Raw genomic sequence first — 22,798 nt, 5'->3', positions numbered from 1 at the left:
TCGCTCATGCGAGGTAAAAGCCAATATGGAACAGAACAGCTATTTTGTAGGCCTCTCCCGGCATGACCCGATCCTTGATGCAATCCGGTCGACGACGGGCCCCCTCTTGCTGCGAGTGTATTCTGCCTTCTATTTTGGCGCCGCGATTGTTATTTTCGCAGCGATCTATCGCTATTTCTACAAGCCTACAACCGCAATGAGGAATCTTTGGAGCGCTCCTCGCCGGCCCCCTGTGGCCATCGCGCAAACTTCATAATGCGATCATGCAGCTGGATCACAATATTTCATACTCAACCTCCCCTTCCACGACTATCGAAAAAGCTGGCCATCTGCGTTTGGCTTGCGTTGAACCCGGGATCTATCTTGCAGGCTTATTCGTCTGTCTTCTGCTTTTGGGGTTCGGCTCAATAAGGCCGCTCTCAATGCTTTCGTTCGGCGGCGATAGTCTGTTCACGTGGAATTACGCAAAGAGCTATATTGATGGCTTTGGCTTCAGGATCAATCCGAACCTCGGGTTTCCTGGAGTTCAAGACAACTCGTTCTTCCCTTCGTTTGACTTCAGCTATCGCGCTTTTCTGCGCATACTCGGACTCTTCGTCAATCAGGCCGCAACCTCATACTACCTGATGTATCTGATTGGCACCTCCGCGATGTTTGCATCATCCGCCTACGCGCTGAGTTCTCTCGGTTTCCGGCCCTGGCTCAGCGCAATAGGGGCTGTTGTCTATGTCGTTTCTCCATATTTTGCCTTTCGCTCACTCGTTCATGATTTTTTGGCGCTCTACTACGCTGTGCCGTTGGGAGCGGCATTGGCTCTCCGCATCGGAGTTCGATACACACACCAGCCTCTTCTCATCATCCAGAGCGTGGGGGGTCTCGTGTCGCTCGCCGTGATCGCAACTTCCGGCCTGTACTACGCTTTCTTTTCATTACTCTTTGTGGCCTTTGCCGCGGCGACCGCTTCGTTGTCTAATTTCACATACAGGCCGTTGCTGATCGCTGTCATAGTCTCAGCAATAGTTGTGCCTGTGCTCATAATTACCGGCTTCGGCACTGGGCTGCTTGATGTGCTCTCAGGCTCTACACCTACGGTGAAACGGGCTGCTGGTTCGCAGCTAGTGTTCGGTTTGAGCTTCGCGGAAGCGACCCACCTCTTCAAAAGTATCCCGTCGCTTCAATGGGCGCACCAAGAATATACAGGTTTTGCGCCATACGTCTCCACGATCCTAGCCCTGGAAGATTGGCCAGGCATCTTTCTAACGATGATTATCTTTGCTTCGCCGCTTATCATCGCTTCGGTCGGTGCTTCACGTTGCGGCCGATCTAAATGGACTGCTCTGGTTTTTATGTCTTCAGCCTGCATCATATTTGGCGTCTTCTATTCTATGAACGGAGGTTTGGCTTACTACTTTAACCTCTTTGTTAATCCGTCGATCCGCGCAACTGGAAGGATCATTCCCTTCCTTAGCTTTTTTGCCCTCGTTGTCGTGCTTGCTGGCATAGAAATGCTCGTGCAACGGGGGGGCCGCCGTAACGCGCTGCTCTGCGGTGCGACATTTTCGCTTTTATTCCTATCTATGTTGCCCAGCATTGGATCGCTGGCGTGGCGACAGAAAGTGATAATGTCGATGCAGGCGGAAAATCTGCCGAGTGTCCGCGCGGTCATAGCGGCGAAGGATCGGGCTGGGATTACTACCATCCTACAACTTCCGCACGTCCCGTGGCCAGAATCTGCGCCGATGCGAGGATTCGACATCTATTCACTTCAGGACTATTATCTTATTGACAGGAAACATTCCCCCACTAGGTGGAGTTATGGCGGCACATCCCAGCAAGGGAGTTACCTTCTCGTCGCCAAAGCAATCGAGGAAAATAGAAACCATGGACTCGTAGCTGCTGCGAGTACGATCGGGTTTGATGGCGCCTTGCTGGAGAAGCGGCCTTTCGAAGAAGCTGAATGGCGGAGTCTTTCTGAAAATCTCGGTGCCAATGCTTGCAAGGTCTACGAAGACCAATTTCGGGCCCTTTTTGCATTCAGAGCTTGCCGCTCGGCGGGCGACCGCTAAGGCGCGAAAATCGCGTCGGCACGCTCCTGCGTCAGCGGCCCGCCACTCACGATCGCGGCCTTTGCGACCGCTTGCACGATCGGAGGAGGCGCGCTGGGTCATCATGCGGATGCAGAATATACGATGATCATGCCGGCCTCGGCGCAGCTTGCGGCGAGCTATGGCAAGTCGGCTCCCGGCGGCTTGATATCACCTGTACCGGCGGGAGGCAGCCGAACGCCCCGCAGATAGCGCCGGATGGTGGCGAACCAAGACGGTGCACATGCGAACCGGCACGGTCTCAGTTCGGCCGGCTGAATTCTCCATGCAGCACGTCGGCACGCCGGCCATTGTCCGCATTGGCAGTGCATAACCGAACGCGAACACAACAAATTCGCCAAACGGATGGAATTCGCCATGCGTTTAGATCGCCGTGTGACATTCGGTCGCTGAATAGGTTCATGTAGTCAGCCATCATTATTTCCGAAACGGCCGGGCAGTGGCCGCAGGACATGACAAGACGTCCGGTTTGCGCGAAAAGTGGGCCGCGCCCTTTGTCCCTCCCGCCTCCCCCGGAGCCCTCTGAATGCCCTTCCCGCGCGCCTCGCAGGCCCTCTCCCGTTTTACCGTGCTCGACCTCACCCGGATCCGCTCCGGCCCGACAGCGGTGCGGCAGTTCGCGGACTGGGGGGCCAATGTCATCAAGATCGATGCGCTGAGCGATGACGCCGGTTCCGAACAGCCCGGCGGCCCCCGGCAGGGCTCGGACTTCCAGAATTTGCACCGCAACAAGCGGGCCATGACCCTGAACCTGAAGGACCCCCGCGGCCTCGCGGTGTTCAAACGGCTGGTCGAGAAGGCCGATGTTGTGGTTGAGAATTTTCGCCCGGATGTAAAAGCCCGGCTCGGCATCGATTACGAGAGCCTGAAGGCGATCAATCCCGGCATCGTCTACGGCAGCATTTCCGGCTTCGGCCAGGATGGCCCCTATCACAAGCGGCCGGGTTTCGATCAGATCGCCCAGGGCATGGGCGGGTTGATGTCGATCACAGGAGCCCCCGGCGAAGGCCCGATGCGGGTCGGTATTCCCGTGGCTGATCTCACCGCCGGGCTGTTTTGCGCGCTGGGCGTGCTCACAGCCCTGCTGGAGCGCGACGTCTCCGGTCAGGGCCAGTGGGTCCAGACCTCGCTGCTGCAGGCGCAGATCTTCATGCTGGATTTCCAGGCCGCGCGTTGGCTGATGGAACAGGACGTGCCGAAACAGGCCGGCAACAACCACCCGACCAGCATTCCCACCGGCGTGTTCAAGACCTCCGACGGCTACATCAACATCGCCACCACCGGCGGCAAGATCTGGGAACGCTGCGCTCAGGCCATCGGCGCCCCCGAACTGATCACCCATCCCGATTACGCCACCGGCCCCGCGCGCTCGAAGAACCGCGACGCGCTCAATGCCGCGATCAGCGCCTGCACCGAAAAGCGGTCGACCGAGGAATGGGTCAACGACCTCAATGCCGCCGGCGTGCCCTGTGGTCCGATCTACTCCGTCGACCAGATGTTCGCGGACGCGCAGGTCAAGCATCTGGGCCTCGCTCAGGACGTACCCAACGACCAGAACCGCAAGATCACGCTGGTCGGTCAGCCCTTCACGCTGTCGCGCACGCCGAGCCACATGGCCGCTCGGCCGCCGGAAGTCGGCGAACAGACCGAGGAGCTCCTCGCCGAGTTCGGCTTCGGTGCCGAAGAGATCGCCGAATTACGACGGGGCAAGGTTGTCTGAGGCGCCGCGCTGTCAAGGACTGTGAAATCAGTGCCAGATGCCGCATTGGTCGGGAGCACATCTACGTCCGGGTGCAGTCGATCGGAGATCGTGCTGCGCCTCGAACCCGCCGGAAAGTCCATGACCGCGCCGCGTCTCTATCCTGATCCCCTGCTTCAATGAAGAGATCGCAGTCACAACTGTCGTGAGCGATTTCCGCAGGGCGCTGCCCGCCGCCACGATTTATGTCTACGACAACAACTCGACAGATCGCACGGGTGAAGTAGCCTCGCAGGCGTGTGCGATTATTCGCAGCTGTTAAATGATCGCCTCGACATGGTCGCGGGCCGCCGTATCGAGCAGACGGTTGCCGCCTATCGCCTTGGCTACCGCACCGGCAACTCACCGCTCACCGGCTTTCTGTCAATGACGTTCGGTCAGAACTTCAAAGATGTGCTGTCAGGCTACCGCGTATTCTCGAGATACTTTGTCAAATCCTTCCCGGTGCTGTCCGGTGGTTTCGAGATCGAGACCGAACTGAGCGTTCGTGCGCTGCGGCTCGCACTACGCCGAGCACGACTTATGTCGTCACCGGCGTCGGACGCCAGATGCGTGCAATGATCGTAAGGACTCGATTGATCACTGGCCAAAGCATCAGCGAGATTATCCGCGTGTGATGATCGCCTCTCTAAAGCAAACCAAGGTGGTGTGGCGCGGTGTGTCGCCCCCACCCTCAATCATCTATTCAGTAGTTGGCTTCGCTGTTTCCGCCAAGCACCGCGACCCGCCCTGCAGGGCGCACGTGCTGTCCCGCTCGGTGCGACGGTGTGAAGCAAACGACTTTTTTGCGTCCGGGCGCGAGATGGAAGTAATTATCGTCGGGCACGAAGTTGTCGTCCACGATCTCGACGAATCGCGCTGTTGTGTCCGTCTGCAGTTCCAGGAAGAAGCCGCCGCGATCTTCGCCTAGCACCGCGTTGATCGCATTGTTGGCTTCGACCGTGGGCATCCCAATAAAATGGAAAGCCTCGACAGGCTGGCCCGCGGTCGGCATCTCGAACGTCGCATGAACCACATCATGCGCGGCCGGTCCAAACCGATAACAGTGGCCTGCGTCGAAGAAGCGATCAAACAGATCGAACGCCCCGATGGAGAGCCCTGCATGGGCCGCGACCGTCAGGTCACGTGCCGCTTCGATCACCGATATCGCACCGTCTTTCAGGCAGCGCAAAGTGAGCCTGCCGGTGACGGCGTGCGGCGTGTCGTTGACGAGATGTAGGTAAAGCCCATTGGTGCCCTCGTCGGTGATGGACAGTCGCAACGGCAAGGAAGCCCGCCGAAGGGCGTAGAATGCAGACTTGGGGCGCCCGTCCGAATCCACCAGACCCCAGCCTGCACCAGGCCACAGGTCGCGCCACAGCCATAGCAGTGCGCCCGCTGTTGCGGACGCGGGGCGTCGCCATTCATCGATGGTGCGTTCGATCACCTCGGCGACGGCCGCTCGGGACAATCGGCGCCAGCGCATGGGATCGCTGTGGCGCAGGCTGCGGCCGTCGCTATTCCAAAGCGAAGTTAGATAATACTCGCGGATGTCCTCGAAATCCCAGGATGCGCCGCCATCGCGGGGCACACGCCTCAGCCAACGGACCGGATCAGCGCTCGGATCAAGTTGGTAGGATGCAAATTGGCGATCGTCCGGTAAGTTGGCAAAAGCCAGGCATTCGGACGCAAAGCGGACATTGGCTCGGCGTGCGTCGGCGAGTGGCCGCATGTAGGCGCCGACACCGTAGTAGTGCGACGGCCCCGCTTCGGACACGAACGGAAGTGCTCCTCCCAACGGCGAACCGGTCACGTAGGCGGCGTCCGACCATTGCGCAACAATTTCTGGCACAACGACATCTGCGAGCGGTGTGTCGCGCATCTCGCGCGGCAGGCCCATCATCGCTGCCTGCTGGCCGACTTCGCTGCCTCCGCAGACGACCACCAGTGACGGCGATGCGCTCAAGCGGCGAATGAGCGTCGTGACTTCGCCGCGGATGACGTCGGCGAAGGCCGGATCTGACGGATAATCGAAATTGGCCATCATGACGTCCTGCCAGACCATGATGCCGAGCCTGTCGCAGGCGCGATGGAATTCGGGAGCTTCGTAGAGCATGGTGCCGCTGAGGCGAACCATATTGAGGCCGGCGCTTTTCATCAGCCCGAGGTTTCGGGCGTAATCGGCATCTGTCGCTTGCAGATTGACGACGTCGATCGGAGTCCAGCAGGCGCCGCGGCAGAAGATTCTGACGCCGTTGACGTACAGCGTGAAGCCGCCCTCGTCCGCGCCGCGATCGATCTCGATTCGGCGGAAACCGACCTCGCCGAGATCGATATGGACGTCGCCGATGACAATTTCGACGCCGTGCAGCGTCGGGGCGCCATGGCTGTGCGGCCACCACGGCGTCATCGCAGGGACGTGCAGCGCGCCGCGCCACGTCATGCCGCCGGCGTGCACCAACGGCACGTCGGCGCCGGCGCATTGCAGAATCGGGCGCACGCCCTCCGGAATGCCCACCAGATCCAGTGAGACCGTAAGCACCCCTTCGGTCCCTTCGAGCCGGGTGCGCAGATCGACGTCGAACGCGTGGACCGCGCCCTCCTCGATCAGCGTCACGGCACGATACGGCCCGACCACATCAACTGGCGGACACCATCCCGGCATGTGCCCGATCAGCGTGGTGCGCAGGAACCGCAGGCGCGGCTCCTCGATCATCATGGTCTTCCAGCGCGCCCGTGGGCCTTTGGTTTCCGCCAGCACTCTGCGGAGGCTCCTGAAGGCGATATGGACCCAATGCTCACCGCCGAGAACGATATCGGCCTCATACGGCTCGAACATCGAGCTGCTGGTCAGGATGAGGGTGTCGTCGAGGAAAACCTCAGCTGACGTCGCGAGCCCCTCAAACCGCAGCTTGCGCTTGCCCTGTCCTCGGATGCGGACCCGGTACCAGACGTCTTTGTCGTGCAGCGGCTGAGGCTCGTCGAAACTCCACTGACCCAGGGCGCGCAGCGCGCCTGCCGCCGTTCCAGGGACGATGGCGGGCAACCAGACGGCCTCGCTCAACGCGCCAGGCTCTTGCCACGCCTGAGGGAGTGACAGTGCCAGTTCCCAGCCGCAGTCGAGCGGCTGAACATTTCGTCCCGTCATGGCGCGGATGTCGGTCATGGTGATGAACAGGCCGATGATATCATCTGGCGATCATGCCGCAGCGCCGCATGAAGCGAAACGGTCCATGAGACTATCGAGGACGATGTCGTAGTCAGTCGCGAGCTGGCGGATGGCATCGGCGACGTCAGGAACCTTGCGGCGCGCCGAGGCGCGCGCGAACTGAAACTGCATCACCTTGGCGCCGCCGGCAATCGCCTCCGCGGCCAGCCGGGCGCGCTCCAGCTGCGGCTCGCCTTGCTCCTGCAGCCAGGCCAGATAGCTCGCAAGCAGTTCAAAATTCGCGCCGGCCTGACGCAATGTGCTGAAAGCATAGGTGTGAAACCACTCGGGAGGCCGTTCGATCAGCCGTGCGATGTCGGCGCCGATCACCTCGCCCCATGCCGTGAATGGATTTTGCTGCGGACGACGGCGCAGATGTTGCGCGAGCAGCGTGCGTGATGTCTCCAACTGCGTGTGCGCAGACGGCGCGGGACCGAACTTGATGAACTCGACATAGGGGAACAGCGGCAAGCCGCCGTCACCCGGGGGCCGCAACAGGGCGTCGAAATCGTCGCCTTCGAGACGGAAGTAGCCGGCATTGTGAAAGTAATCGAGCCGGCGATTAATCGAATCCAGCACGTTGACGCCGATCGTCGTCTTGGAGTGGTTTTGGCGATAGGTGATGCCGCGCGTATCCGGCAGGTAATGGGAATCGACCTCGATCAGCGGCAGGCGGCCACGCGCCAACTGCACGCGAACATGATCTTCCAGCCTATCGAAGATCGCGAGCTCCAGAATCTCGACACCGTAGAGCAGCGCGAGATCGACGGGCGGAAACTTGAAGAACGTGAACTGATCGCCCTCGTAATCCTGCGCCACCGTGAAAGCCAGGGCGGCGCGGGGATCGTGCCCTCGCTGGCCCAGCACTTCAATCAACAGATCGACATAGCAGTTGGTCTCGGGCCAGTTGCGCGCGAGATCATGCAGCCCGTGCCGAGCATAGGTTACGGGATCCAGTCCGTCGATGGCGCAAGCGGTCGGCAAGGCCTAGCCCCACAACACGCGGCGGACATCGTCGGGCCAGGCATCGACCTTGGTGCCGTGGTGACGAAATAGCGCGAGCGCCGTCCGCTCCAGGCCGAAGCCGACGCAGGCCGAATGTGCGGCTTCGCCGTTTGCGAAATTCATGCCCCAGAGGCTGCCGAAGTGGTTCTGGTGATAGTTGAACGACAGGCACGCTGTCGGATTTTCATCGCTTGCGACGGGGATCAGCAATTCAAATTTCAGGCCTTGCTCGCGCTGGTTCGACGCCAGCATGCGGCCGGGGCGCCCGAAGAACGGATCATTGGCCAAATCGATGACGCAGGGCAGACCCAGCGACTTGATCAGCTGTTCGCCACGCTCCAGCCATGTGGCACGGAACGAGGTCACATCGTCGGCGGTGCCGATGCGGACGAATTCGCGCATGCGAAATAGCTGCATGCGGCCGGGATCCTGCGAAGGCTCATGGCGGAAGCAGTATGACTTGAGATCGAAAAGCCGGCCGTCGTCCGGCACCGGGCCCGCTGCGGCCACGGTGGGATAGAGCGGGTAACAGGCCGCCGGCGTCAGCGCGACTTCCGTCGCATCCTGCATCTCGGTCCAGTCTTCGCCGCGCTCGATCATGCCGACGAGCTTCATATGGTCGGCATTGTCGCCCATGAAGGAGTGGACGCAGCCGGCCAGCTGCGGAAAGCTCTTCAGGTAACCGGCCTTTTCGAGATTCTTGCGCGGCATGCCCGGCGGAAAATGAATGCGCGTGGCCTGATCGCCGACGGCAATTTTCGTCACCGCGTTCTCGAACCGGTCGATGACCTCCTCGAACACGCCGGCGCGGCCATAGAGACCATCGACGCCGGTCTTGATCAGGATCGACTCGTCAAACAGGGCGTTCAGAAATGCTTCGGGGCTTTGCACGGCTTTGGCGGGCACGTTCATCACTCTCACTCCAGACCTGGATCAAATCGGCTCGCGACCACCAGACCGGCGGTGTTGGCGAGAATACGGTCATTCGCCACCATCAGCGGGGCGGACAGCACGTCCCTGAGATGGCGGCCGACCGAGAACGCGCCGTCGTTGCGATAGCCGGCGATGCCGGTCACCATCAGCGCTTCACGCACGACGTCGACGGCCATGGTCGAGGCCATGATCTTGAGATTGTTCATTTCGACCGTGAAGCTGTTCGAACTGAGATCGTCTTCGTCCCGCTTCGCCGCCTCGAACCGCTCGATATGGGCGATGAGCGTGGATTTAAAGGTCTGCAGTTTCGCCGTGGCCTCGGCCAGTCGCGTCGCGCCCGGCAGCGGACCGGCGAAATCGGACGGCATGCGCCGCGCCGTTGCCCGGACCGAGGCATGTGCGCGCGACAGCGCATCCGCCGCGATTCCAAACCAGACGCTGGCCCACAGCACATGCGCCGTGGCCAGCATGGATTGCACGGCGATCTCGTGGAACGGCTTCGGAAAGATCTGATCGGCGCCGGCCGTTACCGTCAACACGAAGCCCTCGGAGCAGGTGCCGCGCATGCCCAGCGTGTTCCACTCGGCAATGCGTTCGAGTTGATAATCGTCACGCCGCAGCGCGATCAACACCTGGTCGGACCCGGCGGATGCCGGATTGCGGCGCGCCGTCGCCATGATGATGTCGGCTTCGGTGGCGTAGGACAGCACCGTCGCCTGCTTGGTCAGCGACACCCGGTCGCCGGCAGTTTCGATCGCGCAATTCGAGACGCGCATGTCGCCGCCGATGCCGGCTTCGGTGGTTGATGACGCGATCAGCAGCTGCTTCGTCGCCACATCGCGCATCAGGGCGCGATGATAGTCGGTGTCCATGCCGTGGGCGACAAGGCTCGACAGCTTGATCTGATGCATGGCGTAGATCATGCCGCTGGCACCGCAGGCGCCGGCGAGAATCGCGCAGAGATCGGCGATGCTCCGCAATCCCAGCTCCTGACCACCAAGACTTTTGGGCACCATCAGGCCCAGCATGCCGTCGTGGCGAAGGGCGTCGAATGTCCGCGTCGGAAATGACGCGGTCTGGTCTGCGACAGCCGCGTTCGGCGCAGCGATATCGGTGGCGACCCGCCGCATCACGTCACGCCAGGGCGTAGCTTCGGGCACGTCGACGTCGGACTTCACCGCGGTCGGGGCCATCGCATCAGGCTTTCTGGGAGACGAGTTGCTCGACCGCGGAATTCAACCCGTCAAGGGTCGCGAATGTCTTGCGCGTCAGCAGGCTGTTGGGGAATTCGATGTCGAATTCTTCCTCAATCGCCATCATCAGCTGGACCGAACCGAACGACGTCATGCCGGCGTCGAACAGACTGTCCTGGTCGGACAAGCTATCGACCGGAACGGGAAGAAGGTTCATCGATCCGACAATGGCGCGCACACGATCACGCATTCATTTCCTCCAGAGCTGTTGAATTATCGACGGCCGCCTTAAAGCGACCGGCCGTCGTCAGAGTTGGTCGGGTGATATCAGATAAATGACGCGTGAGTCGTAAACAGCATCGAATGCAATGGGTCGTTCCGGTGTAGAGCCCAATGGGTTGCAAAATTGATGTTAGCGAGCGGTTAAATACCCGGATACGATTCGAGCCGAACACGTAATTAATGATGGAACGCGATATCGCATGACACATTCCTCGACCGTCAGCTACGAAATCAAACTCCAACGGGGCCATGACTTGGCAGATAACTGCCCGCTTTTCTGGATATAACGAACCGGTTCAACGATGATGGTTTCCAGATCATGAATTTTCGATATGGCGTCCCGGTCACGTTTGATACGTTCGGGGGCTTCTATCACGCAGGCAGCATTGACCGGCCCCCCCGCAAGGCCGTGCTGTTGCTATCGCCTATCGGATACGAGGAGTTGTGTACCCGCGCCACATGGTGCGCTTTGGCCGAGAAGATTGCTCAGGCGGGCCATGCCTGCCTCAGGTTCGATTATCCCGGCACTGCAGATGCGATAGATATCGCCGGCGAGCCTGAAGGCATCTCCGACTGGCTCGTTGCTGCGCGTCAGTGCATGGCGTTTTTGCGAGACCTCCATCCCGGCGCCGAACTCGTCCTGGTCGGGCAAGGCGTTGGCGCGAGTCTGGCCGCTCAACTCGGACCGGAATGTCCCGGCATCGCAGCGACGGTACTGATGGCGCCGGCCGTAAAGGGCCGTTCCTATCTTCGTGAATCGCAAGCCTGGTCACGTATGGTGACCGAGAGGATGGGGATCGGACCCGATCCCTTGGACCACAGCGGCTACACCGTCGCCGGTCTTTCACTCGCAAGCAGCCGCGCCGCGGCCATCAAGGCGATCGATCTCACCAAGGCCACTCAGCGTCCTGCCGCACAAGTCCTGCTGGTTGAGCGCACGCAGATGTCTCGCGACAGCTCGCTCGGCAACCATCTGAAGACGCTCGGAGCCGATGTGTCGTCGATCGACTACGCGGGCTATGAAGTGATCATGCAAAACCCAACTGTGGCCGGACCACAGCTCGGCACGCTGGCACGCATCGTGTCATGGATCGACGATCTCGTGACCGCTCCAATGACAGGCGTCAAATTGTCTGCCAAGGAGCTCACGCCTGCACGGCCGATCGCCGGCCCTCACTATGAAGAATTACCGGTTCGGTTCGGGCCGGACGACCGGTTGTTCGGCATCCTGTGTCATCCGCTCGGTCGAAGGCCTGCAGCTATTGCGGTTCTGGCTAATTCGGGGCGGGACTATCACATCGGCTGGGGTCGCGCGGCCGTCGAACAGGCTCGTGCCCTGGCGGAGCGCGGGGTCGCCTCGTTCCGATTCGACGCCGGCGGCATCGGCGACAGTCCGGCCTCGGCAGGCGCGCCAGCCGAAGTACTTTACTCGGACGAGCAACTTGCCGACATGCGTCACGCGATCGATTATGTTGCGAAGCTCGATGCCGGCCCGATCGCGCTCGTCGGACGCTGCAGCGGTGCTTACGCCTCATTCCAGGCGGCTGTGCAGGATGAGCGCGTTCGCACAGTCGTCGTCATCAACAATATGCGTTTTGTCTGGGATCCCCGGGAAACTGTTGCAGAGGCGCTCCAATCAGCCCATCGAACCATCGGTGGTTCCGTATCGCTGTTGTTCAGTAAGCGAAGCCTGAGACGACTGCTGTCAGGCAACTTGCGTCTCAAGGCTCCGATCGCCTTCGTTTCCAAACGTCTGCTTCAAATCTTCTCGTTGAGACCGAGCCAAATCCTTGCACGCCGGAAGCTCTATGGCGAAGGCCATCGCCGTTTCCAAACTCTCGCAGATCGTGACGTTCGCCTGGCGATGCTGGTTTCGGAAGGAGATCACGCGCTCGGTGAATTCCAGACCTATATGGGACGAAAGGGCGCGCGGCTACGCCGCTATCCGAACGCGTCGATTTCGATCATCCCCAATGCTGACCACGATTTCACGCATGCAGATGCGCGCGCGCGACTGACGAACGCCTTGTGCGACGTGCTTGCAGCATCCCCACGGTAGTAACATCGCGAGAAAAACTGCTGAATTTTCTAGAGCGAACGATCGCTTAGGAGGATCACATGCTCTTGAGGGCCAGACGGTACCTCATGGTGTTTGAGCCATTGGCCGCAACATCCGGCCTACCCCACTGAACGCCTTGTCGATCACCGGCCAGAACAGCAGCGTAATTGCCAGCGTGGTGATGGTACCAACCAGACCGTTGGACCAGAACACGCCGACGCTGCCGCCGGAGCCTATCATGGCAAGACGGAACGCGTCTTCAGCACGGCTGCCGAGCACCAGCGCCAGCGTGAACGGCGCGAGCGGAATGCCGATCTTCTTGAAGACATAGCCGACCACGCCGAAGCCCAGCATCAGCCAGATGTCGAACATCGCGTTCTGGATCGCATAGGCGCCGATGGCGCAGGACACCACGATCATCGGGGCGACTGCCGCAAACGGCACGCGCAGGATGGAGGCGAAGATCGGAACCGTGGTCAGCACGATCACGAGGCCGACGACGTTGCCGAGATACATCGAGGCGATCAGGCCCCACACAAAGTCCTTGTGTTCCACGAACAACAGCGGACCGGGATTGAGGCCCCACACCATCAATCCGCCCAGCAGGATTGCCGCAGTGCCGGAGCCCGGAATGCCCAGCGCGAGCATCGGCAGCAGCGCCGCGGTGCCCGACGCGTGCGCCGCGGTTTCCGGCGCGAACACGCCCTCGATGCGGCCTTTGCCGAAGCTCTCGGGATCCTTGGAGAAGCGCTTCGCGAGGTTGTAGCCCATGAAGGACGCCGCGATGGCGCCGCCCGGCGTGATGCCGAGCCAGCAGCCGATCACCGAGGAGCGCAGCAGCGTTGCCCAGTATTTCGGAAGGTCCATCCAGACCTTCAGCACAGTGCGCAGGCTGATCTTGGCGGCGTGGCCGCGCAGCGCGAGGCGTTCCTCCATGGTCAGCAGGATCTCGCTGATGCCGAACAGGCCGATCACCGCGACGAGGAAGTTGATGCCGCGCAGCAGGTCCGTCGAGCCGAAGGTCATGCGGAGCGTGCCCGACACTGTGTCCATGCCGATGCCGGCGATCAGCAGGCCCAGTGCCATGGAGATGACCGTCTTGTGCTTGGCCTCGCGGCCGAGGCCGACAAAAGAGCAGAACGTCAGCAGATAGACTGCGAAGAATTCCGGCGGCCCGAATTTCAGCGCGAATGACGAGATCATCGGCGCGAGGAACGTGATCAGCAGCACGGCCACGAGCGAGCCGATGAAGGATGAGGTGAATGCCGCCGTCAGCGCTTCCGCAGCCTTGCCCTGCTGCGCCATCGGATAGCCGTCGAAGGTGGTGGCCACCGACCACGCCTCGCCGGGAATGTTGAACAGGATCGAGGTGATGGCGCCGCCGAACAGCGCGCCCCAATAGATGCAGGACAGCATCACGATGGCCGATGTCGGGTCCATGGTGAACGTCAGCGGCAGCAGGATGGCGACGCCGTTGGGGCCACCGAGGCCCGGCAGAACGCCGACAAAAATACCAAGCACGAGACCGACGACCATCAGCGAGATGATCTTCCAGGTCATCAGCACGGCGAAGCCGTGCATCAACAGTCCGAAGGCTTCCATAGCTAAAGTCCTAGCGACCGAGGGCCGATTCGATCGGCCCCTTCGGCATGATGACGTCGAAGGCGACATCGAAGGTGACGAACATGATCGCGGTGAACACGAAGGCCGTGAGCAGCGACTTCCACAGCGCGATCTTGCCGACCATGCGCATGAAGCCGGCAATCAGTACGAAACTCGCCACATAGATGCCGAGGAACTGCGTGGCTAAGCAAAACAGAGCCGTGGGCACGAAGACCAGCGCCACACGCCGCAATTGCGCGCGGGTGACGAAAGTATCAGCCCCGCCGCTGCGCGCGAACAACGTCGTGATCAACCCATAGAGGCTCGCGCCTCCGAGAATGACCGAGAGATAGAACGGGAAGTAGCCCGGTTGAGGCCCGGTAGAATCCCAGGCGATACCGGTACGCCAGTTGTCAAAGCCGAGTGCGATCGCCAGCGCCAGCAGCACCAGCGAGACGATGATCTCGATGGTGTGCGTGCTGACGACGGAGGGAGAGTCGTCCTCCGGGGCGGTCGGATCTTCGACGATGATTTCGAGGTCGGTGTTGGACATGAAATTGTTCTTTCCCTTCTCCCATAATCGGAGAAGGTGGCGCGGACGTAGTCCGCGTCGGATGAGGGATAATGCTGGGTGCGGGGTCTGCGGCTACCTCTCACCCGTCCGCGCTGCGCGCGCCCCTCTCCCACCTAAAAGCTTCGCTTCGCGCGGGGGAGAGGGAACGTAAGAAAGCATCTACTTCGCGACGAATCCCGCTTCGGTCATCAGCGACTTGTTGAGCGCATCGTCCTCTTCGAGGAACTTGAGCATCTCCGGCCCCTTCAGGAAGATCGGCTTCAGCGCCTGCTTCTCCATATAGTCCTTGTATTCGGCCGTCTTGGTCACCTTCTCGAACAGGTCGACATAGAAAGCCTGCTGCTCGGGCGTCACCTTGCCGGGCAGGAACATGGCGCGCAGCATCAGATACTGCACGTCGAGGCCCTCTTCCTTGCAGGTCGGGATGTCGTTCCACGATTGCGTCTCGGTGACCTTGGTCTTGTAGGAGATGCGTTCCTTGTCGAAGACGCAGAGCGCACGCACCTGACCGGCGCGCCAGACCTCAAGATTCTCGCTGGGGTTATTGACGTTGGCTTCGGTGTGATTGCCGACCAATTGCGTCGCCGCCTCGCCGCCCGACTTGTAGGGCAGATAGGAAAACTTGGCGCCGGTCTGTTTTTCCATGAACACGGTCAGCACGTGGTCTTCACGCTTGGAGCCGGTGCCGCCCATCTTGAACGGCGACGATGCTGCCTTGGCCGCCGCGATGAATTCCTTCACGGTCTTGGCGCCTGACGCATTGTCCCACAGAACGAACTGATCCATCGCAACGACGGAAACCGGCGTGAGATCGCGCCAGTTGAACGGGATCTTGGCGGACAGCGGCAGCATGTAGATCAGCGAATAGGCGATCAGCACCTTGTTGGCGTCACCGTCGCTGGACTTCATGTAGATCAGCGCTTCCGCACCCGATGCGCCGCCCTTCAACGACACTACCACGGGCGCCTTCATCAGGTTGTTCTTCTGGATCGCGGCCTGCATCATGCGCGCCATCTGGTCGGAGGCGCCGCCGGCACCCGCTGCAACCACGATTTCGACGGGCTTCGTCGGCTCCCAGGCCATGGCCGGCGACGTGGCCGATGAGAGGATGGGCGCGCTGGCGAGCACGGCTGCAAGCGCAGCTGTGGCCCTGATCGACTTGGACATTGGTTTCTTCCCTGTAGACGCAAGCGAACGTTGGACGTTGCCGTTTTTGTTGGTTCTATTCCATTGTGCGAGGATTTGGATGTGAGTTCAAGCATGCCCCGCGCATGCCCATGCCGACTTTGGTCAGGGGTCTCCCCGCCGAATGGTCAGGCGACGGAATTTGGACCCCGTCACCCGCCCCTTGAATTTGACTGTTATTTGCCCTGCCAGTTCGGCTTGCGCTTGTTCAGGAAGGCATCCATGCCCTCGCGGAAGTCCTCGCTCATATAGGCCTTGAGCACGAGATCCTTGCCCTCCTCACGGGTCAGGGTCGGGCGCAGCCGGCGCACGGCTTCCTTGGTCACTTCGAGGGTGATCGGCGCGTGGCCGGCGACCAGTTGCGCAAGTTCCAGTGCGCGGCGCTGCAGTGTCTCGACATCGGGCACGATCTCGTTGACCAGACCCAGCGCCAGCGCCTCATCAGCCTCAATGAGGCGCGCAGTGAAAATCATATCTTTGGTGCGGGCCGGCCCCACCAGTGCCATCACGCGGCTGATATTGGACATCGACAGGCAGTTGCCGAGGGTGCGCGCGATCGGGAAGCCCATGCGCGTGGCAGCCGTGCCGATGCGCAAGTCGCAGCAGGCCGCGATGCCGGCGCCGCCGCCCGTGCAGGCGCCCGCAATGGCGGCGATGGTCGGCACCCGGCAGGTCTCCAACGCGGTGAGGACACGGTCGATCCGTGCTTCGTAATCGAGCGCATCCTGCGCCGTCTTGAATTCGCGGAACTGCGAGATGTCGGTGCCCGAGGCGAAGGCCTTATCGCCGGTGCCGGTCAGGATGATCGCCTTGATCGTGCGATCCTCATTGGCGGCCTGGCAGATCTCCGCCATGCGCTCATACATCGAGAACAGCATGGCATTGCGCGCCTGCGGGCGGTTGAACGTGATCTTCGCAATCCCGTTCTCGACGGAATACAGCAGGTCTTCGGTGGCGGGAGTCGGCGCGTTCATATGATTCGTCCTCTGGTGCAGCGTTCCGCCGCAACATGTTGAAAAGGCTGGAGCGATTATGCTCCAGCCTCCAATGGATTGTTAGGCCTCAAAGACGGGAATTCGTGGGCTTTAGGCTACCGCCGCTTTGGTCATCGGCACCACGCTTTTGCCGGTCAGCACATCCATCGCCGCCATCACGCCTCCGGCGCGATGCGGGACCTTGGCGAGTTCGAGACCCATCTCGACGCCGGCCAGCGTGCCCATCAGCATCAGATCGTTGAAGTGACCGATATGGCCGATGCGGAAGATCTTGCCCTTCCACTTGTTGAGGCCGGTGCCGAGCGACATGTCGAAGTTTTCGAGCACCACCTTGCGGAACTTGTCGGCATCATGCCCGTCCGGCATCAGCACCGCGGTCAGCGCCGGCGAGTGATCATGTGACTCGATGGAGACGGTCTCGAGACCCCAGGCCTTGACGGCCGCGCGGGCGGCGGCGCCGTGGCGCTTGTGGCGCGCGAACACGTTGTCGAGCCCCTCCTCCTCCAGCATCGCCACGCCTTCCTTCAGCGCGTAGAGCAGATTGGTGGCGGGCGTGTAGGGCCAGGAGCCGAGCTTGTTGGCGTTGATGATCTCTTCCCAATCCCAATAGGACCGGAACGAGCTGTTGGCCTTGGAGGCGGCCAGCGCCTTGTCGGACACCGCGTTGAAACCGAGACCCGGCGGCAGCATCAGGCCCTTCTGAGAACCGGCGACGGAGACGTCGATGCCCCAGGCATCGTGTTCATATTCGAGCGAGCCGAGACCGGAGACGGTGTCGACCATCAGCAGCGCCGGGTGCTTCACGCGGTCCATGATCTTGCGGACATCCTGCGGATGGGTGACGCAACCGGTCGAGGTCTCGTTATGAACGATCATCACGGCCTTGACGGCGTGCGACTTGTCGGCGGCGAGACGCTTCTCGATCTCGGCGAGATCGGCGCCGTGGCGCCAGTCGCCCGGGACGAAGTCGATGTCGAGCTTGAACTTCTCGGCGAGGCCCCGCCAGAGCGTGGCGAACTGGCCGGTCTCGGCCATAAGCACCTTGTCGCCCGGCGACAGCGTGTTGACGATGGCCGCTTCCCAGGCGCCGGTGCCCGAGGACGGATAGATCATCACCGGCTGCTTGGTCCGGAACACACGCTGCATCGCAGCAATGACATGGAGGCCAAGCTCGGCGAATTCGGGACCGCGATGGTCCAGCGTGGGCATATCCATCGCCCGCAGCACCCGGTCGGGTACATTGGTCGGACCAGGAATCTGCAGGAAATGCCTTCCGGTATGCACGGTCATGTCTCGTCCTTCCCAGGGAGTCCATTTTTATTGAAGTGCCCGGATAGCACCTTTCAAACGGCTTGTCCCGTGCCTGGTATACCAGAGCGCCGAAGAAAAACGTGGGGCAGCCATGAGGAATTCTTATCCCTCCCGTATCCCCTTCTTGCCCCCGTCGGAGTGCGGCACCGCCGGGTTGCCAAGCCGAAATCCGAATGCAAGACAGGACCATAGAGGGACGAGGCGGGTATCCATGGCGAAGGCGGCAATCATTCGGAGCACGGCGGCAGACAGCGCGCTGGCGACCAAGCTGTCGCGGGAAGTCTCCGGCGACGTATTCTTCGATCCTTTCAACCGCGGCCGTTATGCCACCGATGCCTCATTCTACCAGATCGTGCCGTTCGGCGTGGTCGTCCCCCGCACCGTCGACGAAGCCTTGCGCGCAATGGCGATCTGTCGCGACGACGGCCGCATCGTCACGCCGCGCGGCGGCGGTACCTCGCAATGCGGACAGACCGTCAATGACGGCATCGTCATCGACCTTTCCAAGCATCTCAACAAGATCATCTCGATCGATGTCGAGAACCGCACCTGCATCGTCGAACCCGGCATCGTGCTCGACGATCTCAACCGCCAACTGAAGAAACACGGCCTCTGGTTTCCTGTCGACGTCTCCACGGCATCACGTGCCACCATCGGCGGCATGGCCGGCAACAATTCCTGCGGCGGCCGATCGCTGCGCTATGGCACCATGCGCGACAACACCATCGCGATAGACGCCGCGTTGGCCGACGGCAATCTGCTGCATTTCGGCGAAGTGAATTCCGGCGACGATGCACCTGCCCTGTTTCGCGACATGCTGGCGCTTGGCGAGCGCGAAGCCACCGAAATCGCCGAACGCTTCCCGCAAGTGCAGCGCCGCGTCGGCGGCTACAATCTCGATGCGCTCACACCGCGCAACACCGCCAACAACATGGCGCATCTCCTCGTGGGCTCCGAAGGCACCCTCGCCTTCACCACGCAGGTTGAACTCAAGCTGTGGCCGCTCATCGGCAGCAAGGCGCTCGGCGTCTGTCACTTCGGCAGCTTCTATGAAGCGATGGATGCCACTCAGCATCTGGTCAAGCTGAAGCCGATCGCCGTCGAGCTCGTCGACCGCACCATGATCGCGCTCGGCCGCGACATCGCGATGTTCCAACCGATCATCAAGAGCGCCGTGCGCGGCGATCCCGATGCGCTGCTGATCGTCGAATTCGCGGAGGAGGATCAGGCCGCGAATGCCGCCAAGCTGAAAGAGCTGGGCGCATTGATGGGCGATCTCGGCTTTGGCTGGAACAACCCGCCGCGTAAATGGGGCGGTGTGGTCGACGTCACCGAGCCTGCGCTGCAGACCGGCATCGCCGAGTTTCGCGCGGCCGGCCTCAACGTCATGATGTCGATGAAGCAGGACGGCAAGCCGGTGTCCTTCATCGAGGACTGCGCGGTACCGCTGCCGCATCTCGCTGATTACACCGAGCGCCTCTCTGCGATCTTTAGGAAGCACGACACGACCGGGACCATGTATGCGCACGCATCGGAAGGCTGCCTGCATGTCCGGCCAGTGCTGAACCTGAAGCTCGACAAGGACGTCAAGGCAATGCGCGCCATCGCCGAAGAAGCCTTCGCGATGGTCCGGGAATACAAGGGCTCGCATTCCGGCGAACATGGCGACGGTCTCGTGCGTTCGGAATTCCATGCCGAGATGTTCGGCCAACGTATCATCAGCGACTTCGCCGAAGTGAAGCATCGCTTCGATCCCGGCAATGTTCTGAATCCCGGCAAGATCGTCGATCCGCCCAAGATGGATGATCGCTCGTTGTTTCGTTACAAGCCGGACTATCGCGTCGGCGACCTCAAGACCGCGCTGGACTGGTCCGCATGGCCCGGCGCCGGCGGCGGCTTCCAAGGCGCCATCGAGATGTGCAACAACAACGGCACATGCCGGAAGCTCGAGGGCGGCGTGATGTGCCCGTCCTATCGCGCTACGCGCAACGAGAAAGACGTCACCCGCGGCCGCGCCAACACGCTGCGCCTCGCAATTTCAGGCCAGCTCGGCCCGGACGCGCTGACGTCGGATGCGATGGTCGATACGATGAAACTCTGCGTGTCCTGCAAGGCCTGCCGCCACGAATGCCCGACCGGCGTCGACATGGCCAAGATGAAGATCGAAGTGCTGGCGGCGCGCGCGACCAAACATGGTCTCACCTTGCGTGATCGGCTCGTCGGCTATCTCCCCCGTTATGCTGCCCTGGCCGCACGCGCCGCACCGCTCGCAAATCTGCGCAACAAGAGCCCGCTGCTGCGCAACCTGCTGGAGCGCTATGCCGGCATCAGCGCCAAGCGCAGCCTGCCGGAATGGCGACGCGATGTGTTTCATCGCGACGCAGACGCCGTCGGCCCCGCGGAAGGCCACGAGGTCGTGCTGTTTGCCGACACCTTCAACCGCGCCTATGAGCGTGAAAATCTCGATGACGCGCTGCGCGTTCTCATCGCCGGCGGCTACCGCGTGCATCTGCCGACGCCCGTGGATCGCAGCAGCCGTGCCTTGTGCTGCGGCCGTACGTTTCTCTCCGCGGGCCTCGTCGATCAGGCGCGCGCCGAGCTGGATCGTCTGGTCGCAACCTATGCACCTTTCGCCGCGCGCGGCGTGCCGATCGTCGGCCTTGAGCCGAGCTGCCTGCTGACGCTGCGTGATGAATTGCTGTCGCTGCGCTCGGACGATACGGCCAAGAGCGTCAGCGCCCATGCCATGCTGTTCGAGGAATTCCTGGTGCGCGAGGCCGAGGCCGGCCGGCTGCAATTGCCGCTTAAGCCGATCGCGCCGAAGGCGATGGTGCATGGTCACTGTCATCAAAAATCGTTCGGCGCTTTCAAGCCGGTCGAGCAGGCCTTGCGCCTGATCCCGGATCTGAAGGTCGAGACCATCGAGTCCAGTTGCTGCGGCATGGCGGGCGCGTTCGGCTATGGCGCCGATACCTACGATGTCTCGATCCGGATGGCCGAAGCATCGTTGCTGCCAGCCGTGCGCAAGGCCGACGCCGATACGCTGATCGTCGCCGACGGCACGTCCTGCCGCCACCAGATCGCCGACGGTGCCGCGCGCCATGCGCTGCACGTCGCACGCGTGCTCGCCATGAGCCTCGACGGGCCTGCAACAACCGTCCATTCTTCCACACTCAACTAGGAACAACCGACATGGCCGACATCACCCTCGACACAGCCCGCAAGATCCTCGATGGCGCCCTCGCCAAGGTGGTCGAGATGAAGCTCAAACCTATGGTCATCACCGTGCTCGATGCCCGCGGCTGCGTGAAGGCCACCATCGCGCAGGACGGCACCAGCCTGATGCGCGGTGAAGTCGCCCACGGCAAGGCCTATGGCGCGCTTGCGATGGGGCTCGGTTCGCGCGCGCTGTTCAAGCGGGCCGAAGAGCAGCCCTTCTTCATCGATGCCGTGAATACCATGGCGCGCGGTGCGCTGATCCCGGTGCCGGGCGGCGTCCTCATCCATGATGCATCGGGCAGCCTGCTCGGCGCGATCGGCATTTCCGGCGATACGTCGGACAATGACGAGATCGCAGCTGTCGCCGGCATCGAGGCGGCCGGGCTCAAGGCCAGCACCGGCTAGAACCACATTGACCCGACCACCGCATCTCCCGATCGACGACAGCGCGCTACGCCCGCTGATCGACCGGATCGGGGCTGCGCATGTGAAGGCGCGGCTGGAGATCGAAACCCATCACGATCACCAGCTGTTCGGCCAAGGGCGGCTATTCTTCAATCTGGAGAACTGGCTCACCGCGCCGCCGATCGTCCGCACCGTGCTCAAGCTCACCGGGCTCTATGGCTGCGCCCGGCGCGAGGCCGACCGCGTGTTGGTCCGCGAGAACATCGTCGCCTCACCGCGCCTGCCCGCGGCATTCGACGGCTTTACGGTGCTGCATATCAGCGATCTCCATGTCGATATCAGCGAAAACGCACTGCGTCATTTAATCTCCTTCGTCGGCGATCTCCACTACGACATCTGCGTCCTGACCGGCGATTATCGCGGCAAGACTTATGGACCATATCAGCGCGCCACCGAGGGGGTCGGCGAGCTGCGCGCGAAGCTCCGCGCCCCCGTCTATGGCGTGTTCGGCAATCACGACAGCATCCGTATGACGCCGGCGCTGGAAGCAATGGGCATCCGCATGATGTTCAACGAATGCGAGACGATTAGCCGCGACGACGCGCACATTTATCTCGCCGGTGTCGACGATCCGCATTTCTACCTTGCCGACGACATCCCCAAAGTCGCGTCGCAAATTCCGAAAGACGCCTTCTCGATCCTGTTGTCGCACACGCCCGAGACTTATGCCGAGGCGGCCGCGCATGATTTCGATCTAATGCTGAGCGGCCATACCCATGGCGGCCAGCTCTGCCTGCCCGGCGGCTACGCCATCAAGCTGGAAGCCGTGCTGCCGCGTCATATGGGCAACGGCACGTGGCGCCATGAAGGCATGGCCGGCTACACCTCCGTCGGCGTCGGCACCAGCCTGCTCCCGGTACGACTGAACTGCCCACCCGAAGTGACGCTGCACCGGCTGAAACGCATCGGCTAGTTTCCGGATAA

The 22,798-nt window shown here is 61.6% G+C and carries 16 protein-coding genes and 1 pseudogene; 7 read left to right on the top strand and 10 right to left on the bottom strand.

Annotated elements, in window-relative coordinates:
* The first annotated feature begins 263 nt into the window (after nucleotides 1–263).
* From CIW50_RS22625 to CIW50_RS22615, 3 genes and pseudogenes are all read left to right on the top strand, one after another.
* Nucleotides 264–2,066 carry a hypothetical protein gene (locus CIW50_RS22625; RefSeq protein WP_149533427.1) on the top strand — a complete coding sequence of 601 codons (1,803 nt, stop codon included), beginning with the start codon at nucleotides 264–266 and terminating at the stop codon, nucleotides 2,064–2,066.
* 565 nt (nucleotides 2,067–2,631) lie between these two features.
* A complete protein-coding gene (locus CIW50_RS22620; protein ID WP_149533426.1) occupies nucleotides 2,632–3,825 on the top strand; it encodes a CaiB/BaiF CoA transferase family protein in 1,194 nt (397 codons plus the stop codon).
* A 139-nt stretch (nucleotides 3,826–3,964) separates the two neighbouring features.
* Nucleotides 3,965–4,371: pseudogene (locus tag CIW50_RS22615) on the top strand (glycosyltransferase family protein); the annotation flags it as partial.
* 178 nt (nucleotides 4,372–4,549) lie between these two features.
* On the opposite strand, the gene CIW50_RS22610 reads toward CIW50_RS22615, so the two are convergent.
* Genes CIW50_RS22610 through CIW50_RS22590 form a run of 5 tightly spaced genes read right to left on the bottom strand, consistent with a single transcriptional unit; the run spans nucleotide 4,550 to nucleotide 10,432 of the window.
* Nucleotides 4,550–7,009 carry a beta-mannosidase gene (locus tag CIW50_RS22610; RefSeq protein ID WP_149533425.1) on the bottom strand — a complete coding sequence of 820 codons (2,460 nt, stop codon included), beginning with the start codon at nucleotides 7,007–7,009 and terminating at the stop codon, nucleotides 4,550–4,552.
* A 33-nt stretch (nucleotides 7,010–7,042) separates the two neighbouring features.
* Nucleotides 7,043–8,035 (bottom strand): DUF1839 family protein, encoded by a 993-nt coding sequence (locus CIW50_RS22605; protein ID WP_149533424.1) that lies wholly within the window; start codon nucleotides 8,033–8,035, stop codon nucleotides 7,043–7,045.
* A gap of 3 nt (nucleotides 8,036–8,038) precedes the next feature.
* Nucleotides 8,039–8,947, bottom strand: coding sequence for an amino acid--[acyl-carrier-protein] ligase (locus CIW50_RS22600; protein WP_502707531.1), 909 nt, complete (start codon nucleotides 8,945–8,947; stop codon nucleotides 8,039–8,041).
* A 26-nt stretch (nucleotides 8,948–8,973) separates the two neighbouring features.
* Complete coding sequence (locus CIW50_RS22595) at nucleotides 8,974–10,182, bottom strand: acyl-CoA dehydrogenase family protein (RefSeq protein ID WP_149533422.1); 1,209 nt, start codon at nucleotides 10,180–10,182, stop codon at nucleotides 8,974–8,976.
* A gap of 4 nt (nucleotides 10,183–10,186) precedes the next feature.
* Nucleotides 10,187–10,432, bottom strand: a complete 246-nt coding sequence (locus CIW50_RS22590; RefSeq protein ID WP_149533421.1) for an acyl carrier protein — start codon at nucleotides 10,430–10,432, stop codon at nucleotides 10,187–10,189.
* Between the two features lie 351 nt (nucleotides 10,433–10,783).
* Between CIW50_RS22590 and CIW50_RS22585 the strand changes: the two genes are divergently transcribed.
* Nucleotides 10,784–12,523, top strand: a complete 1,740-nt coding sequence (locus CIW50_RS22585; protein ID WP_149533420.1) for an alpha/beta hydrolase — start codon at nucleotides 10,784–10,786, stop codon at nucleotides 12,521–12,523.
* Between the two features lie 84 nt (nucleotides 12,524–12,607).
* Here CIW50_RS22585 and CIW50_RS22580 read toward each other — a convergent pair whose 3' ends face one another.
* The 5 genes from CIW50_RS22580 to CIW50_RS22560 form a co-directional block, all read right to left on the bottom strand.
* A complete protein-coding gene (locus tag CIW50_RS22580; RefSeq protein WP_149533419.1) occupies nucleotides 12,608–14,125 on the bottom strand; it encodes a tripartite tricarboxylate transporter permease in 1,518 nt (505 codons plus the stop codon).
* A 10-nt stretch (nucleotides 14,126–14,135) separates the two neighbouring features.
* Nucleotides 14,136–14,678 (bottom strand): tripartite tricarboxylate transporter TctB family protein, encoded by a 543-nt coding sequence (locus CIW50_RS22575; RefSeq protein WP_149533418.1) that lies wholly within the window; start codon nucleotides 14,676–14,678, stop codon nucleotides 14,136–14,138.
* A 180-nt stretch (nucleotides 14,679–14,858) separates the two neighbouring features.
* Nucleotides 14,859–15,866, bottom strand: a complete 1,008-nt coding sequence (locus CIW50_RS22570) for a Bug family tripartite tricarboxylate transporter substrate binding protein (RefSeq protein ID WP_149533417.1) — start codon at nucleotides 15,864–15,866, stop codon at nucleotides 14,859–14,861.
* Nucleotides 15,867–16,060: 194 nt separating this feature from the next.
* Complete coding sequence (locus tag CIW50_RS22565; RefSeq protein ID WP_149533416.1) at nucleotides 16,061–16,858, bottom strand: enoyl-CoA hydratase/isomerase family protein; 798 nt, start codon at nucleotides 16,856–16,858, stop codon at nucleotides 16,061–16,063.
* A gap of 111 nt (nucleotides 16,859–16,969) precedes the next feature.
* On the bottom strand, nucleotides 16,970–18,169 hold the full coding sequence (locus CIW50_RS22560; protein ID WP_149533415.1) for a pyridoxal-phosphate-dependent aminotransferase family protein: 1,200 nt from the start codon (nucleotides 18,167–18,169) through the stop codon (nucleotides 16,970–16,972).
* 232 nt (nucleotides 18,170–18,401) lie between these two features.
* On the opposite strand from CIW50_RS22560, the gene CIW50_RS22555 reads away from it, so the two are divergent.
* From CIW50_RS22555 to CIW50_RS22545, 3 genes are read left to right on the top strand one after another with little or no spacing between them, the layout of a single operon-like run.
* Nucleotides 18,402–21,371, top strand: coding sequence for an FAD-binding and (Fe-S)-binding domain-containing protein (locus CIW50_RS22555; protein WP_149533414.1), 2,970 nt, complete (start codon nucleotides 18,402–18,404; stop codon nucleotides 21,369–21,371).
* 11 nt (nucleotides 21,372–21,382) lie between these two features.
* Nucleotides 21,383–21,814, top strand: a complete 432-nt coding sequence (locus tag CIW50_RS22550) for a GlcG/HbpS family heme-binding protein (protein WP_149533413.1) — start codon at nucleotides 21,383–21,385, stop codon at nucleotides 21,812–21,814.
* Between the two features lie 7 nt (nucleotides 21,815–21,821).
* Complete coding sequence (locus CIW50_RS22545) at nucleotides 21,822–22,787, top strand: metallophosphoesterase (RefSeq protein ID WP_349636755.1); 966 nt, start codon at nucleotides 21,822–21,824, stop codon at nucleotides 22,785–22,787.
* Nucleotides 22,788–22,798: the final 11 nt, after the last annotated feature.

It is taken from the genome of Tardiphaga sp. P9-11, from assembly GCF_008329525.1.
GTDB lineage: Bacteria > Pseudomonadota > Alphaproteobacteria > Rhizobiales > Xanthobacteraceae > Tardiphaga.
Note: the sequence above shows the minus strand (reverse complement) of the source record. Positions and strands in the feature narration are given on the sequence as shown.

Coding starts and splice junctions, on each gene's coding strand:
- CIW50_RS22625 (WP_149533427.1), top strand. CDS start 264: ATGCAGCTGGATCACAATATTTCATACTCAACCTCCCCTTCCACGACT.
- CIW50_RS22620 (WP_149533426.1), top strand. CDS start 2,632: ATGCCCTTCCCGCGCGCCTCGCAGGCCCTCTCCCGTTTTACCGTGCTC.
- CIW50_RS22610 (WP_149533425.1), bottom strand. CDS start 7,009: ATGACCGACATCCGCGCCATGACGGGACGAAATGTTCAGCCGCTCGAC.
- CIW50_RS22595 (WP_149533422.1), bottom strand. CDS start 10,182: ATGGCCCCGACCGCGGTGAAGTCCGACGTCGACGTGCCCGAAGCTACG.
- CIW50_RS22590 (WP_149533421.1), bottom strand. CDS start 10,432: ATGCGTGATCGTGTGCGCGCCATTGTCGGATCGATGAACCTTCTTCCC.
- CIW50_RS22585 (WP_149533420.1), top strand. CDS start 10,784: ATGAATTTTCGATATGGCGTCCCGGTCACGTTTGATACGTTCGGGGGC.
- CIW50_RS22580 (WP_149533419.1), bottom strand. CDS start 14,125: ATGGAAGCCTTCGGACTGTTGATGCACGGCTTCGCCGTGCTGATGACC.
- CIW50_RS22575 (WP_149533418.1), bottom strand. CDS start 14,678: ATGTCCAACACCGACCTCGAAATCATCGTCGAAGATCCGACCGCCCCG.
- CIW50_RS22570 (WP_149533417.1), bottom strand. CDS start 15,866: ATGTCCAAGTCGATCAGGGCCACAGCTGCGCTTGCAGCCGTGCTCGCC.
- CIW50_RS22565 (WP_149533416.1), bottom strand. CDS start 16,858: ATGAACGCGCCGACTCCCGCCACCGAAGACCTGCTGTATTCCGTCGAG.
- CIW50_RS22560 (WP_149533415.1), bottom strand. CDS start 18,169: ATGACCGTGCATACCGGAAGGCATTTCCTGCAGATTCCTGGTCCGACC.
- CIW50_RS22555 (WP_149533414.1), top strand. CDS start 18,402: ATGGCGAAGGCGGCAATCATTCGGAGCACGGCGGCAGACAGCGCGCTG.
- CIW50_RS22550 (WP_149533413.1), top strand. CDS start 21,383: ATGGCCGACATCACCCTCGACACAGCCCGCAAGATCCTCGATGGCGCC.